This is a genomic window from Ruegeria halocynthiae, from assembly GCF_900106805.1.
Taxonomy (GTDB): Bacteria; Pseudomonadota; Alphaproteobacteria; order Rhodobacterales; family Rhodobacteraceae; genus Ruegeria; species Ruegeria halocynthiae.
Genome location: NZ_FNNP01000009.1, coordinates 80,944 through 94,927, shown reverse-complemented (window position 1 = coordinate 94,927; position 13,984 = coordinate 80,944). Strand labels below are relative to the sequence as shown.

At 57.8% G+C, this 13,984-nt stretch carries 15 protein-coding genes; 4 read left to right on the top strand and 11 right to left on the bottom strand.

Going from position 1 to position 13,984, the window contains the following annotated elements; genetic code table 11:
- Nucleotides 1–45 precede the first annotated feature (45 nt).
- Both BLU89_RS17700 and BLU89_RS17695 read left to right on the top strand, forming a co-directional pair.
- Complete coding sequence (locus BLU89_RS17700) at nucleotides 46–927, top strand: tryptophan 2,3-dioxygenase (RefSeq protein WP_074738497.1); 882 nt, start codon at nucleotides 46–48, stop codon at nucleotides 925–927.
- A gap of 3 nt (nucleotides 928–930) precedes the next feature.
- A complete protein-coding gene (locus BLU89_RS17695; RefSeq protein WP_074738495.1) occupies nucleotides 931–1,761 on the top strand; it encodes an alpha/beta hydrolase in 831 nt (276 codons plus the stop codon).
- A 60-nt stretch (nucleotides 1,762–1,821) separates the two neighbouring features.
- Here BLU89_RS17695 and infB read toward each other — a convergent pair whose 3' ends face one another.
- The 6 genes from infB to pip form a co-directional block, all read right to left on the bottom strand.
- Nucleotides 1,822–4,293, bottom strand: a complete 2,472-nt coding sequence (infB, locus tag BLU89_RS17690; RefSeq protein WP_074738493.1) for a translation initiation factor IF-2 — start codon at nucleotides 4,291–4,293, stop codon at nucleotides 1,822–1,824.
- Nucleotides 4,294–4,301: 8 nt separating this feature from the next.
- Nucleotides 4,302–4,925, bottom strand: a complete 624-nt coding sequence (locus BLU89_RS17685) for an RNA-binding protein (protein ID WP_074738491.1) — start codon at nucleotides 4,923–4,925, stop codon at nucleotides 4,302–4,304.
- Nucleotides 4,926–4,947: 22 nt separating this feature from the next.
- Entirely contained in the window at nucleotides 4,948–6,561 is a 1,614-nt protein-coding gene (nusA, locus tag BLU89_RS17680; RefSeq protein WP_074738489.1) for a transcription termination factor NusA, read from the bottom strand.
- On the bottom strand, nucleotides 6,561–7,151 hold the full coding sequence (rimP, locus tag BLU89_RS17675; RefSeq protein WP_074738542.1) for a ribosome maturation factor RimP: 591 nt from the start codon (nucleotides 7,149–7,151) through the stop codon (nucleotides 6,561–6,563). Before rimP ends, nusA begins: the two co-directional genes overlap by 1 nt.
- Before the next feature lie 159 nt (nucleotides 7,152–7,310).
- Nucleotides 7,311–8,132, bottom strand: coding sequence for an ABC transporter substrate-binding protein (locus tag BLU89_RS17670; protein WP_074738487.1), 822 nt, complete (start codon nucleotides 8,130–8,132; stop codon nucleotides 7,311–7,313).
- Nucleotides 8,129–9,106: a prolyl aminopeptidase gene (gene pip / locus BLU89_RS17665; protein WP_074738485.1), complete on the bottom strand. Its 978-nt coding sequence runs from the start codon at nucleotides 9,104–9,106 to the stop codon at nucleotides 8,129–8,131. Before pip ends, BLU89_RS17670 begins: the two co-directional genes overlap by 4 nt.
- A gap of 48 nt (nucleotides 9,107–9,154) precedes the next feature.
- Between pip and ubiG the strand changes: the two genes are divergently transcribed.
- On the top strand, nucleotides 9,155–9,904 hold the full coding sequence (gene ubiG, locus BLU89_RS17660) for a bifunctional 2-polyprenyl-6-hydroxyphenol methylase/3-demethylubiquinol 3-O-methyltransferase UbiG (RefSeq protein WP_074738483.1): 750 nt from the start codon (nucleotides 9,155–9,157) through the stop codon (nucleotides 9,902–9,904).
- Nucleotides 9,905–9,977: 73 nt separating this feature from the next.
- Here the strand turns inward: ubiG and BLU89_RS17655 are convergent, their stop codons facing one another.
- The 5 genes from BLU89_RS17655 to BLU89_RS17635 form a co-directional block, all read right to left on the bottom strand.
- Nucleotides 9,978–10,646 (bottom strand): hypothetical protein, encoded by a 669-nt coding sequence (locus tag BLU89_RS17655; RefSeq protein WP_074738481.1) that lies wholly within the window; start codon nucleotides 10,644–10,646, stop codon nucleotides 9,978–9,980.
- Nucleotides 10,647–10,776: 130 nt separating this feature from the next.
- Nucleotides 10,777–11,217, bottom strand: coding sequence for a MarR family winged helix-turn-helix transcriptional regulator (locus tag BLU89_RS17650; RefSeq protein ID WP_074738479.1), 441 nt, complete (start codon nucleotides 11,215–11,217; stop codon nucleotides 10,777–10,779).
- A 14-nt stretch (nucleotides 11,218–11,231) separates the two neighbouring features.
- Nucleotides 11,232–12,062, bottom strand: a complete 831-nt coding sequence (locus BLU89_RS17645; protein WP_074738477.1) for a carbon-nitrogen hydrolase family protein — start codon at nucleotides 12,060–12,062, stop codon at nucleotides 11,232–11,234.
- Nucleotides 12,062–12,319, bottom strand: a complete 258-nt coding sequence (gene grxC / locus BLU89_RS17640; protein ID WP_074738475.1) for a glutaredoxin 3 — start codon at nucleotides 12,317–12,319, stop codon at nucleotides 12,062–12,064. The genes BLU89_RS17645 and grxC overlap by 1 nt, the downstream gene beginning before the upstream one ends.
- A gap of 37 nt (nucleotides 12,320–12,356) precedes the next feature.
- On the bottom strand, nucleotides 12,357–13,121 hold the full coding sequence (locus tag BLU89_RS17635) for a ComF family protein (protein WP_245709783.1): 765 nt from the start codon (nucleotides 13,119–13,121) through the stop codon (nucleotides 12,357–12,359).
- Here BLU89_RS17635 and BLU89_RS17630 point away from each other — a divergent pair.
- Nucleotides 13,102–13,932 carry a methyltransferase domain-containing protein gene (locus BLU89_RS17630; RefSeq protein ID WP_074738471.1) on the top strand — a complete coding sequence of 277 codons (831 nt, stop codon included), beginning with the start codon at nucleotides 13,102–13,104 and terminating at the stop codon, nucleotides 13,930–13,932. The two genes, BLU89_RS17635 and BLU89_RS17630, sit on opposite strands and share 20 nt — an antisense overlap.
- The last annotated feature ends 52 nt before the right edge of the window (nucleotides 13,933–13,984 follow it).

Here is a 13,984-nt window from a genome sequence, read left to right as displayed (position 1 = left end):
AAACCGGCCAATACACAGGGATCGAGCAACAAGCCGGAGGACCAAATGGGCAGCACAAAAGATGACCGACCGCTGGAGCGCGGCATCGAGGACTCACTGATCACCGATTTCACCGAAACGCATCGCAAAAGCTATGGCGACTTTCTGCAGCTTAAGACCCTGTTGAACCTGCAGAAAACATTTCAGAACCCTGCTCAGCCAGATGAGATGCTGTTCATCATCATCCATCAGGTCAGTGAGCTGTGGCTGAAACTGATGCACCACCAATTGGTAGAGGTACGCAGGTTCCTACAGCAAGACGATTTCGGCCCTGCTATGAAAAACCTCGACCGGATCAAAGCGATCCAGAGGCAGCTGATCGCCGCTTGGGAAACACTACTTACCATGACGCCCGCCGATTACATGACGTTTCGGGATGCGTTAGGCAGCTCATCGGGCTTTCAAAGTTATGGCTATCGTCAGATCGAGTTCATTCTGGGCAACAAGGATGCCTCGACCCTCAAGGTGCACACGCACGACCCGGAGGTTATGGAGGTGCTGAATGCTGCGTTGTCCAAACCATCTCTCTATGACGAGGTTTTGCATATGCTGGCCCGTCAGGGGTTCGATGTACCAATGGACCTGATCGAACGGGACTACGCGCAACCTTATTCCGGCGATCCGCGCGTGGTGAAGATCTGGGTCGAGGTGTTCCGCAACACAAACAAGCACTGGGATCTGTATGCGCTGGCCGAAAAGCTGATGGATGTGGAGTCTCTGTTCCAACGATGGCGATTCGATCATGCCACAGCGGTCGAACGCGTGATCGGAATGCAGCCCGGCACTGGCGGCTCCAGCGGTGTGGCTTTCTTGCGCAAGGCGCTGGAATTGCGGTTCTTCCACGACCTATATGATATGCGGGCCGAGCTTATGTATTCAGGGAGCTAACCCATGATGTACCGCGGCTTCACTCAGGCAGAGCTTGAGCAGGAATATTCCCCCAGTTCGATGATCGGCGGCGATCTGACACCATATTTGGCAAGCTACACGGCCCTGAGCACACAAGCGCGAGCAGAGATGAAAGTTCAGGAGAATCTGAAATACGGCGACCAGCCAGAACAGGTTCTGGATTTCTTCCCTTCCTCTGACACAAACGCGCCTTTGCATGTTTTCGTACATGGTGGCTATTGGCAGGCACTCAGCCAACGCGAGTCAGCTCCGATGGCACCAGTGTTGCACGAAAACGGGCAAGCCTTTGCGACGCTGAACTATACGCTCGCCCCCGAAGCCCGATTAGGGCAGATGGTCGAAGAATGCCGAGATGCCTTGCTATGGCTTGCATCACAAGCCGAGTCACTGGGCTTTGATCCGACCAATATCACCCTTTCAGGTCATAGTGCGGGCGCGCATCTGGTGGCGATGGTTATGGCAACTTCTTCCAGCGCTTTGGCACAGGCGGGCCTGCGGGTGCGCAATGTGATTCTGATCAGTGGCGTCTATGATCTGGAACCGATCAGCCTGACTTCGGCAAATGACCCTTTGCAACTGACCAAGGTCGAGATTCACGATCTTTCACCCTGCCTCAATCTGCCCGCACCAGGACCGCGCTACAGAGTGACAGCTGCGGAACGGGATACACCCGAGTTTGTTCGACAAAGCCGTGACTATGCAGAGTTGCTGCGAAAAGCGGGGCATTCTGTCAGTTTCGATCTGCAGCAGGGAAGGCATCATTTCGACATCATCATGCCTTCGGGTACGTTTTTGTCGTCGCGAAGCGAGTAACCCAAAAGAAAACAGCGGCCCAACAGAGCCGCTGTTTCTTATCTCTCATCCTAAGCCGGATCAGTCGAGCGTGCGGGTCACTTCTTCGCGCTCGAAAATTTCGATCACGTCGCCTGCGCGAATATCGTCGTAGTTCTCGAACGCCATACCGCATTCCTGACCCGACTGAACCTCAGCCACTTCGTCCTTGAAGCGCTTGAGCGTCTTCAGCGTGCCCTCGTGGATCACCACATTGTCGCGCAGCAGGCGGACGCCAGCCGAACGGCGGGCAACGCCTTCGGTGACCAGACAGCCAGCAACCTTGCCAACACCCGTGACTTTGAAGATCTCTTTCATCTCGGCATAACCGATGAACTTCTCACGGATCTCGGCGCTCAGCAGGCCGGATGCTGCCGCTTTCACGTCATCCACCAGATCGTAGATTACCGAATAATAGCGGATTTCCACACCCTTCTGGTTCGCGGTGTTCCGCGCCGAGGCATTGGCACGCACGTTGAAACCCAAAATAGGCGCACCGGACGCTTCGGCCAGGCCAACATCCGTCTCGGTGATCGCACCAACACCTGAATGCAGTACGCGCACACGCACTTCGTCGTTACCGATTTTCTCCATCGCCTGAACGATGGCTTCGGCAGAACCCTGCACATCCGCTTTCATCAAAATTGGCAGTTCGTTGACGCTTTCGTCTTCTTTGGCCTTCTGCATCAGTTGCTCAAGGGTGGTCGCGGCACCCGCAGCTGCGCGCTTATCCTTGGCAGCATGTTCGCGGTAATCTGCGATTTCACGGGCCTGCGCTTCGGTCTCGGTGACGTTCAGAACGTCGCCCGCTTCGGGTGTGCCGTTCAGACCCAGAACTTCGACCGGAACCGAAGGGCCGGCCTCTTTGACACGATCGCCCTTGTCGTTGATCAGCGCGCGGACCTTACCGTACTGCTCACCCACAACAAAGATATCGCCCTGACGCAGCGTGCCGTTCTGAACCAAAACGGTGGCCACGGGGCCGCGACCGACATCCAACTGCGCCTCGATCACGGCACCTTGGGCGGCGCGATTCGGGTTGGCTTTCAGTTCCAGAATCTCGGATTGCAGCGCAATGGCTTCCAGCAGTTCGTCCAGTCCCTGACCCGTGACAGCAGACACTTCTACGTCCTGAACCTCACCCGACATTTTCTCGACAATGACTTCGTGCTGCAACAGGTCGGTGCGCACCTTGTCCGGGTTTGCATCGGGCTTGTCGATCTTATTGATCGCCACGATCATCGGCACTTCGGCCGCTTTGGCGTGGTTGATCGCCTCAATGGTCTGCGGCATGACCGCATCGTCGGCCGCAACCACCAGAACCACGATATCCGTCACCTGAGCACCACGAGAGCGCATCGAAGTAAAGGCCGCGTGGCCCGGCGTATCCAGGAAGGTCAGGGTCGTGCCGCCGTCGGTTTTCACCTGATAAGCGCCGATATGCTGAGTGATACCACCCGCTTCGCCTGCCACAACGCGCGCATCGCGAATCGCATCCAACAGTGAGGTCTTACCGTGGTCAACGTGACCCATGATTGTAATGACGGGCGGACGAGACTGAAGATCTTTTTCTTCGTCTTCGATCTCTTTGATGACGTCCTCAACATCAGAATCAGAAACACGGGTCACTTTGTGACCGAATTCCTCGATGATCAGCTCGGCCGTGTCGGCGTCGATGGTCTGGTTCTGCGTGACCATCATACCCATGTTCATCAGCGATTTGACGACATCGCCCACACGTTCGGCCATACGGATGGCCAGTTCCGAAACCAGAATCGCTTCGGGCAGCTGCACGTCGCGGATCACCTTTTCCCGCTCGACCGCGCCACCCATGGCTTTCTGGCGTGCGCGTTCCTGCTTGCGCTTCATCGCCGCCATCGAACGTTGGCGGTTGCCTTCGCCGCCGGTCGCCTGACCCAGTGTCAGCTTGCCGGAACGGCGGTTGTCGTCACGTCCCTTGCCACGACCACGCTGATCGCGTTCACGATCCTGCTTGCGTGGAGTTGCAGCAGGGGCCGGTTTGTTGACCGGAGCACGTGCCGGTTTGGGTGCTTCCGCAGCCGGAGCAGCCGCAGCGCGATTGGCCGCTGCTTCAGCCTCTTTGCGCTTACGGTCTTCTTCCTCGGCCTTGGCACGGGCTTTTTCTTCAGCCTCACGCTGTTCGCGTTCCTTGGCTTCCTGTTCCGCACGGCGACGGGCGCGTTCTTCTTCACGCGCCTTTTCCTGGGCTTCACGCGCGGCGGCCTCTTCGACCTCGCGGGCCTTGGCGGCCTGCAATGCCTTCATCCGGCGTGCCATTTCGGCGTCGGAAATTCCCGCAGGACGACGCGAAGGATCACCCGAAGGCGTGGCACCACCAGGCTTGGACGCGCCCGGCTTGGGAACCACGACGCGTTTGCGTTTGGTCTCCACCACGACATTCTTGGTACGTCCGTGGCTGAAACTCTGTTTCACATTTCCGGGGCGTGCCCCGCCACGAAGACCCAATGTCTTTTTGCCGTCACTATCGCTCATAAAGCTTCTTACCCTTCCGCGCGGCCCTTGCCGCCGTCATCCGTTTCGCGCAAGCCAAGCAGGCGCTGCGCTTCCTCTACAACACGTTTGGCGAGTCCGCCAGAGGCCAAGGCCGCATGAATCACCGTTTGGCGCCCAAATGCTTGCCCTAACTCGTCCGCGGTCAGCCAACCGATGTATTTTCCAAAGTGCGGCGTGCTGAGTTTGGACTTGCCGCGCCCCGATCCATCGGCGGCCTGAAGCAACACCTGGGCCTCTTCCCGGTCCAGCATCGCCTTGACCTTTTCGTATCCAGCGACTGCATCGCCGGACTTGCGCGCCAGACTCAGCAGCTCGATCACGCGGCGCGTAACCTGCCGCTCAACCTCGTTCGCCAAATCCGGCGACGCAGTTACCTGCGCCTTGAAACCGCGTGCAAACAGCTTTTTGCTTACGGCCTTCTCCAGTGCAGACCGATCTGCCGCCACATAGACCCCGCGCCCCGGCAATTTTGCCGCCACATCGGGAAAGACCTGACCGTCCGGTGCCGCGACAAAGCGGATCAACCCATATTTAGGTTGAACCTCGCCCGTGGCGATGCACTTGCGTTCGGGTCCGTCAGACCGATCTTTATGGACGCCACCGCGACCCATTTTCGCCACCCGAAGCCTGAAATCAGGCCTCGGCCTCCTCTTCAATTGCTTCGCCGTCTTCTTCGGCTTGCTCCAACTCAGCCGGATCAACCCAGCCCAACATGATGCGCGCGGTCATGACCATATCCTGCGCTTCTTCCAGCGTGACGCCGAAAGGTTCCAGCACACCGTCATCCTTGATTCGCTCTCCATCAACTGTCGTCCAGCCACCAGCCAGCTCCCAGTCAGCGCAAGTCGCAAAGTCTTCGAGCGTTTTCACGTCGTCCTTGGCCAGCGCCTCCACCATCTGGGGTGTCAGGCCTTCAAATTCAATCAGACTGTCCTCAACGCCCAGCGCGCGCGCAGCATCCAGCGCCGCCTTGGCCTGTGCTTCCAGGAATTCACGCGCACGGGTCTGCAGCTCCTGTGCGGTGCCTTCGTCAACACCGTCGATCACCAACAATTCGTCGATCTCGACGTAAGCCACTTCTTCGAGGTTGGTGAACCCTTCGGAAACCAGCAGCTGAGCGAAGAATTCGTCCAGATCGAGGGTTTCCATGAACAGGTTTGTACGGGCTTCGAATTCTTTCTGACGGCGGGCCGATTCTTCGGCTTCTGTCATGATGTCGATGTCCAGATTGGTCAGCTGACTGGCCAGACGCACGTTCTGACCACGGCGACCGATGGCGAGGCTCAGTTGTTCTTCAGGAACGACAACCTCGATCTTGCCAGCTTCTTCGTCCAGAACCACCTTGGAAACCTCAGCAGGCTGCAGCGCGTTCACCAGGAAAGTCGGCTGATCTTCGTTCCACGGGATGATGTCGATTTTCTCGCCCTGCAGCTCGTTTACAACGGCCTGCACACGGCTGCCGCGCATACCAACGCAGGCACCGACGGGGTCGATCGAACCGTCATAAGATATAACGGCGATCTTGGCGCGCGAACCGGGGTCGCGGGCCACGGCCTTAACCTCGATGATGCCGTCATATATCTCCGGCACTTCCATTTTGAACAGCTCGGCCATGAATTCCGGCGCGGTGCGCGACAGGAAGATCTGGTGGCCACGAACCTCGCGACGGACTTCCTTGATATAAGCGCGCACGCGGTCATTCGGGCGATAGCTTTCGCGGCCGATCTTGTCGTTGCGGCGCAGAACGGCCTCGGCACCGCCCAGATCGACGATGACATTGCCAAATTCTTCGCGCTTGACCGCGCCGTTGATGATGGTGCCTGCGCGATCCTTGAAATCTTCGTACTGACGGTCGCGTTCAGCTTCGCGGACCTTCTGCAAGATGACTTGTTTGGCCGACTGGGCTGCAATCCGACCCATTTCAACCGGCGGCACTTCTTCGACGTAGACGTTCCCGACCTCGGGCGCTTCCATGTATTGCTTCGCCTGCTCGACGGTCAATTCGGCTTGATAGTTCTCCAGCTCTTCATCCTCGACCACAGTGCGAACGCGGGTAAAGGTCGCCTTGCCGGTTTTGCGGTCGATGCTGACGCGAATGTCCATCTCGGCGCCGTAGCGGCTCTTGGCGGCACGGGCGAGCGATTCCTCCATCGCTTCGACAACCAGACCGGGGTCGATCATCTTTTCGCGGGCCACGGCCTCGGCGGTCTGCAGCAGCTCCAGCTGGTTGGCTGAGGTGATTGCCATCAGTTCGTCTCCTCTTCGGACCCTTCGGTCTCAATCTCGTCGAAAGCGTTTTCGTTCAGGGCACCGGCGTCTTTGCGCTGGCGCAACATTTCCTTGATCAGGTCATCAGTCAGGACCAGCTTGGCGTCGCTCAGCCAGTCAAATTGCAGACCAATTGTGATCGTCTCATCTCCCTCGGAGATGTTGATCAGAACCTCATCCCCCTCAATCCCGGCCAGTTCACCCTTGAACCGGCGGCGGCCATCGATCAACTCAGCAGTTTCGATCTTGGCCTCATACCCTTCGAACATCTCAAAATCCTTGAGACGGGTCAGCGGGCGGTCGATGCCGGGGCTGGACACTTCCAGAGCGTAGGCGTCAAGGATCGGGTCCTCGACATCCAGCGTGGCGCTGACTGCATTGGAAATCTCGGCGCAATCGTCCACTTCGATCCCGCCGTCAGGCTTGTCGGCCATGATCTGCAGAGTGGTCATCTTGCCGCTCATCAGGCGAATGCGCACAAGTTCATACCCCAGATCTTCGATCACGGGGGTGATGATCTCGGCCAGTCGCCGGTCGATGGCAGCTTTTGCTATCAGGTCGTTTGTCATCTGGTTCTCTACCCTGTCGTCGGGCACAAAAAAACGGGCGCGCGGCCCGTCGAAATTTCCGGTGGTGCCTCGGACCAGAAGTCCGACGCGCCGCTGTTGCAACTGCATATACGCACGGTTTTCCGAGTCTGCAACCCCCGGCGCAGATCGTGATCAGAATTATGCCAGCCACCACCGTTCGGCGATGCGCCCGTCATCCAGCGCACCCCCCTTGCCGATCTGACGCGGCATCCCGACATGTGCGGCCACAGCCAACATCACATCGGTCTCACCTGGATGATATCTAAGACCGCGTTGACCCTTCAGCTCATCACTTTCGGGCAAGGCAGCAATATCCACATACCCATCCCGCAAAGCCTCGGCACGCACACGCGCGTCAGGGATCACGATGATTTCCAGCGCGTCAACCCAACCCGCCTGACCATCTTTGTAATGTCCTGCAACCCTACGTCCAAGGAAATGGTGAGAATCATTGGCCCGTTCCACGCGATAGCATCCAGTGCCACTCGCCCTGTGCAATGGGGTTACTCCTTGCCCGCCGCGTGTGACAACAAATCGACTGTCGGCCAGCAAGAAAGGCAGGCCCGGATTAGCCTCGACCAGTTCCAGCCTAACGCGATCAGGGGCCAACGCTTCGACCCGTCCGATTTCTGCCAGCACCGCAACTACATCGTCAACATGCAAGGGTATTCCATCGTGGAACATCGCGTCACCGCGCAAATCAAAGTTCCATACACGCGCTTGTTCTTCAGTCTGCCACGCAACCGCCAGTTCGCCGCGTAAGGTACCATCAGGCGCGACTTCGGTCAGCGTGTCGAACACCGCCCCACGAGCCAACAACTCCAAACTGTCATCGCGCGGGACAGCAAGCCGCAGCTTACCACCTGTCTTCGGTGTGTCCGCCAGCGATCCACCCGTGGCCGTGAGCAATGCAGCGGCCGCACCAGAGGCAAACAAGGCACGACGGTCGATCCGGGTCATGCCGCACCCTCCGCAACGCGATCCATGATCCGCACCAACTCGACGCTTATGCCTGGCTCGGACAGGGCATGCCCTGCCTGACGCACCATCTTCAACTCGGCACCTGGCCAGTGCTGCGAAAGGTTCCAGGCTGCCTTGGGCGGGCAGATCATGTCGTATCTGCCCTGCACGATATGACCTGGGATATGCGCAATGCGGTCCATCTGACCCAGAATCTGCCCGTCATATTCCAGAAAGGCACTGTTCCTGAAATAGTGGTTCTCCAACCGCGCAAAGGTCCGGGCATACTCTCCCGGGCTTTCCCCAACCGACCCGTTTGTGTGAATCGAGGCCAGCGCATTTTCCCAGTGCGACCACGCACGGGCATACAGAACTTCGGTTGCGCGATCCCCCGAAAACAAACGTTTGTGATAGGCATTGATAGCGTCGGATTGTTCGGTCTCAGGCAACAGAGAGGTGAACTTAGCCCATTGCTCGGGCCAGAACTTGCCCGCACCGCCTCCATAGAACCAATCCAGCTCGGCCTGCGTGGCCAGAAACACACCGCGCAGCACCAGACGGTTGACCCGATCCGGGTGCGTCTGCGCGTAGATCAACGCCAGTGTCGCACCCCAGCTGCCACCAAAGACGATCCAGTCCTCAATATCAAACAACGTCCGCAACCGCTCGATATCCGCGACCAGATGCCAGGTCGTATTATCTTCGACCGAGGCCGTGGGCCGTGACCGGCCACATCCGCGCTGGTCAAACAGAATCACCCGATAGACATCCGGATCGAAATAGCGCCGCATCGCTGGGCTACAGCCACCTCCCGGTCCCCCATGCAGCACCACAACCGGTATCCCGCTGGGATTGCCGCATTGTTCCACGTAGATACGATGCCCATCGCCCATATCGACCACACGCTGATCGAACGGATCGATCGGCGGGTAAAGATATTGAACTGCGCGCTTTTGGTCCGGGTACTTGTCCATTATGGCCCTATATAGTCCTTAAGCGTAAAAGAGCATACGGAGACAGGAATGCAAGCGCATCCGAACACGGTTGACCCGTCAGAGATCGCAAAATTTGAGGCGATGGCCGCCGAATGGTGGGACCCGCATGGGAAATTCAAACCGTTGCACATGCTGAATCCGTGCCGTCTGGACTATATCACACAGCAAATCGCGGGCGAATTTGACCGTGATCTGAAGGCTCCGCACCCGTTCGAGGGCCTTCGCCTGCTGGATATCGGCTGCGGCGGCGGGCTGCTGAGCGAGCCTATGGCGCGCCTTGGGGCCGAAGTGGTCGGAGCCGATGCCGCCGAGGGCAACCTGCCCGTCGCCCGCATCCATGCCGAGCAATCGGGCCTGCAGATCGACTATCGCCACACCACCGCCGAGGCGATGGCCGCCGCAGGTGAACAGTTCGACGTGGTGTTAAACATGGAAGTGGTCGAGCATGTGGCCGATCCGCTCAGCTTTCTGACCGCCACGCAGCAATTGCTGAAACCCGGCGGGCTAGAGGTTTGCTCCACCCTCAACCGCAACCCGAAATCCTATGCCATGGCGATTTTCGGGGCCGAGGTCGTCATGCGCTGGCTGCCGCGCGGCACGCACGAATGGAACAAGTTCATCACCCCCGATGAGTTGTTCGACTTGCTGCACCAAGCCGGGCTGGAGCCGGTGGACCGCAAGGGGTTCGTGTTCAACCCGATCCTGTGGAGCTGGTCGATCTCGGACCGGGATTTGAGCGTGAATTATGTAACGGCGAGTGTGAAGGATGGGCCGTAGGAGGGGTTTTCACGCCTGTCAAGCAAACATCAATGATGCGGGAAGATGAGTGCAAGCACTCACCCTACAAGACCTATGTTGTGTTTTTTAATGCTTTTTGATCAATTGTTTGGATCGTCAAATCACCACTCGGAAGTCTTTGCAAAGCAACATGCATTAGCTTTTCAAGTAACGCAGTACTCTTTTGGCCCTTGCGCCAGTAGGTAACCTTATATTGGATTTTTCCAGAAAGCCCGGATACTTTGCTTTCGGTTTTTAGGTCGATTGCACCGTTGAGATACCAGCCTTGACCTGTAGGAGGAACTTCGTAGGTTTGGCTCTTGTCGCTGTCTCCAGAGGGAACTCTTGCGCCAATTTCCGTATACAACTCGTCTACTTTGAACTCGATAGGGTAGTCCGCGAGGTTATTCACGATGAACCCAAGTTTTACAGCATTTAGAGCCTGATTGTTGGCATCTGTATAAGCCTCCAAATAGGGCTGTGAGTGCACAAGTTTGCCATCTATCGTAATCTTAGACCTCCATGAGGATACATTGGCAATTCCCCCTGCAATACCTCCAAATGTCAGTGCCATAGCAGCGATTAGGTATGGCAACGGGACTGGTGACGCGGTAAAGTAATGAGCTACCCCTACCAGCACAACGCCTAAAGACGGCCACAACCACGGAGCAACAAATTCGTTTGTAAGAAGGCCGTGCCAAGCTTCGATACTGAAAATGAACTTTAATATTTTTTTTAGCATATGATACTCGTCTTACGATCCACTATTAGTGGTCGAGGACATATGCTAAGGGGATACACCTCAACCTCAACCCATTTGTTCCCGCCAAGGCTGACCTTTAGCCGATCAAATCAATCTGCACAAAGAACCCCTACTCCCCCTCCAACTGCAACCGCAAATCCCGCAGCACTGGCAGTGTACTGCGCACCCGCTCCAGCCCCAGCTCTCCGACCACGCGGTTGATCAGCGGGGCAATCGACGAAATCGCCTGATCCCGCGCGCGGCGACCGGCGGGGCTGATCGCGACCATCTTGCGGCGGGCGTCGTCCCAGTCGGGGCGGATGTGGATGTATCCGGCCCATTCCAGCTTGGCCAAGGTGTTGGTCATCGCCCCTCGGGTCACATGGAAGGTGCTGGCCAATTGTGCCGGGCTGCGCTCATCCCCGACAAAGACCAGATGATTCAGCACCGAGAAATGCGAGATTTCCATGCCCTTGGGCAGCACCCGGCTTAGCCGGTTGCGCAACAATTGGTCAGCGGTCAGGATCTCGCTGAACAGCGTGACCGCCAGGGCATTTTTCTCGTCAGTCATGGTCCGGTTCTGGATCAGGGTCCGTCGAAGGAACGGATATGTGTCAACGAGGGCACCCTGCGGCGCGCCTCGGTCACAGAACTATCATGCAAATCAAAAATGTGAATGCCTTGATCGGTGCCTGCGTCGATCAGCACCTCTCCCCACGGGGTCACAACCATGCTGTGGCCGTGGGTGTGCCGCGTTTTGCCGCGTGTTTTCGAATGCTCGCCGGTCTGGGCCGGGGCCAGCACCCAACACCCCGTCTCAATCGCCCGCGCGCGCAACAGCGATTCCCAATGCGCCGCACCTGTTACGGGCGAAAACGCGGCAGGTACGGTCAGAATACGCGCCCCCGCCTGCGCCAGTGCGGCATAGAGATGCGGAAACCGGATATCATAGCAGATCGACAGGCCAACCGTGCCGAAATCGGTCTGGGCCACTACGGCCTTTTCACCGGGGCGATAGTTCTTTGATTCGCGGAACGTCTCAGTCTCAGTGACCTGAACGTCGAACATGTGTATCTTGTCATATCGCGCCACGATCTGGCCCTGCGGGTCGATCATGAAAGACCTGTTGGCAAAGCGCCCATCCGCGTCATGCGTTTTGATCGCAAGCGATCCGATCAGCAGCCAAATACCCAGCGCGGCGGCCTGTTCGCGCAAGCCAGCCAGAGTAATGTCATCTTCTTCATGCTGCAGAACCTCGCGCTGTCGCGTGGTGCTGGTGGACACGCAGTTCGTCACCTCAGGCGTCAGGATAAAGCGCGCGCCATCGGCGACAGCCTCGGCCATCATGGCGCGCACCATGTCCAGATTTTCAGCCGGATTATCCGACGAGGTGATCTGCAGCAGGGCGGTTTTCATCACGCCGCAAGCAGGCGATCCAGCTTGCCCTGCCGCTCAAGCTCGTGCAGTTCATCGCAACCGCCGACATGGGTTTGGCCTATGAAAATCTGCGGCACAGTTCGCTTGCCGCCAGCGCGCTGGATCATTTCGGGTTTGCGTTTGGGGTGCATCAACACATCGACCTCTGAAAACTTGACGCCTTTCTGCTTCAGCAACCGCTTGGCCGCGTGACAAAAGCCACATAGCGGTGATGTGTAGATTTCTACCGGCTTCATATTCCGTCCCTTCGGGTTTCGCATAATCTTCCGCGAATTATGCATCCTTGGCAACGCGCGCCAGTACCAACACGAAAATATGATTTGCCCCCGACGCGCGGCAGACACGCGCGCAGGCCTCCAGCGTCGCGCCCGAGGTCATAACGTCATCGACCAGAAGAACATCGCGACCCTGCATCATATGCTCTCGTTTGTGATGTGCAGCTACGGCGCCAGTAAGTGCTGCTTCGCGTTCGACCGCTGTTTTGCCATCCAGAACTGGCGTGCGTCTGGTGCGCACCAATAGATCAGGGCAAACGTTTAAACCCGTTTCCCGACCCAATTGAAGCGCAAGCAGTGCCGACTGGTTATACCGTCGTCGGATCAGCCGGGACCAATGCAGGGGAACTGGTGCGATCAGCATGTTCGGACGAAACACCTCGGATCCGGCTTGGGCCATCCAGCGCGCAGCGGGGCGCGCCAATTCCGGACGATCCCCATGTTTCAACGCCAGGATCAGCGATTTGGCGCCCCCCCGATACAGCAGCGCAGCCCGACCATCCCGCCATGCGCGTGATCGCTTGAGGCAGTCGTCACATTCAATCCTGTACCCATCTCGTGCACCGGGAACCGGGATCCCGCAACTCTCGCAAACCGTTCCGCCAATAAACGGTGTATCGCGCCAGCAAGGGCCACACAGGCCAAAGTCTGATTCGGTCAGTGCGCCGCAGGAAAGGCAACGCGGGGGATAGATCATCTCAACTGCGGTTTGAATCCCCTGACGAATGCGATACTTGCGGCTTATGAAACTGCCGTCCGACACTGCACCCTCTCTGTTTGATCGCGCTGCGCTTACGCTTCACCGCAGGCGCGCGCACGATGAGGCGTTGTTCCTGCACCGCGCCGCGGTTGACGAGGTGCAGGATCGTCTATCCATGGTTAACAAAACCTTTAAGGCTCCCGCCGTCGTGACCCCATTCCCTCATGTTTGGGAAGGCTTGTGGCCCGAGGCCCGGATCATCAAGGATGATGAGGTTCTGGATCTGACTTCGGGCACCCATGATCTGGTGATACACGCGATGGCGTTGCATTGGGCAAACGACCCGGTTGGCCAATTGATCCAATGCCATCGCGCTCTGAAACCCGATGGCTTGCTGCTGGCCGTATGCTTGGGCGGTGATACGCTTCAAGAACTGCGTGCAGCACTGGGTCAGGCTGAGATCGAGGTTACAGGCGGTCTCAGCCCCCGAATCGCACCGATGGCGGAGTTACGCGATTTGGGCGCTTTGCTGCAACGGGCCGGGCTTGCCTTACCCGTTGCCGACAAGGCTACGCTGTCGGCTGAGTATCGCGATCTGACGCATCTGATGCAGGATTTGCGGCAAATGGGGGAAACCAACGCACTGGCGAATCGCCTGAAGCAACCGACACGGCGCGTTGTTTTTGAGAAAGCGCAAGAACTCTACTCTGCTCACTTCACAACGGCCAAAGGCCGCCTGGCCGCAACATTTGAACTGGTCTGCCTGACCGGCTGGGCTCCTGACGACAACCAGCCCAAACCTTTACGCCCGGGATCAGCCCGTATGCGTCTTGCTGATGCGTTGGGCACGGATGAGGGCAAACTGCCCGATTGACGACCGGTCGATTCCCTTTATCTCAGGCCAGACACCACAATTCAGGAAGCTT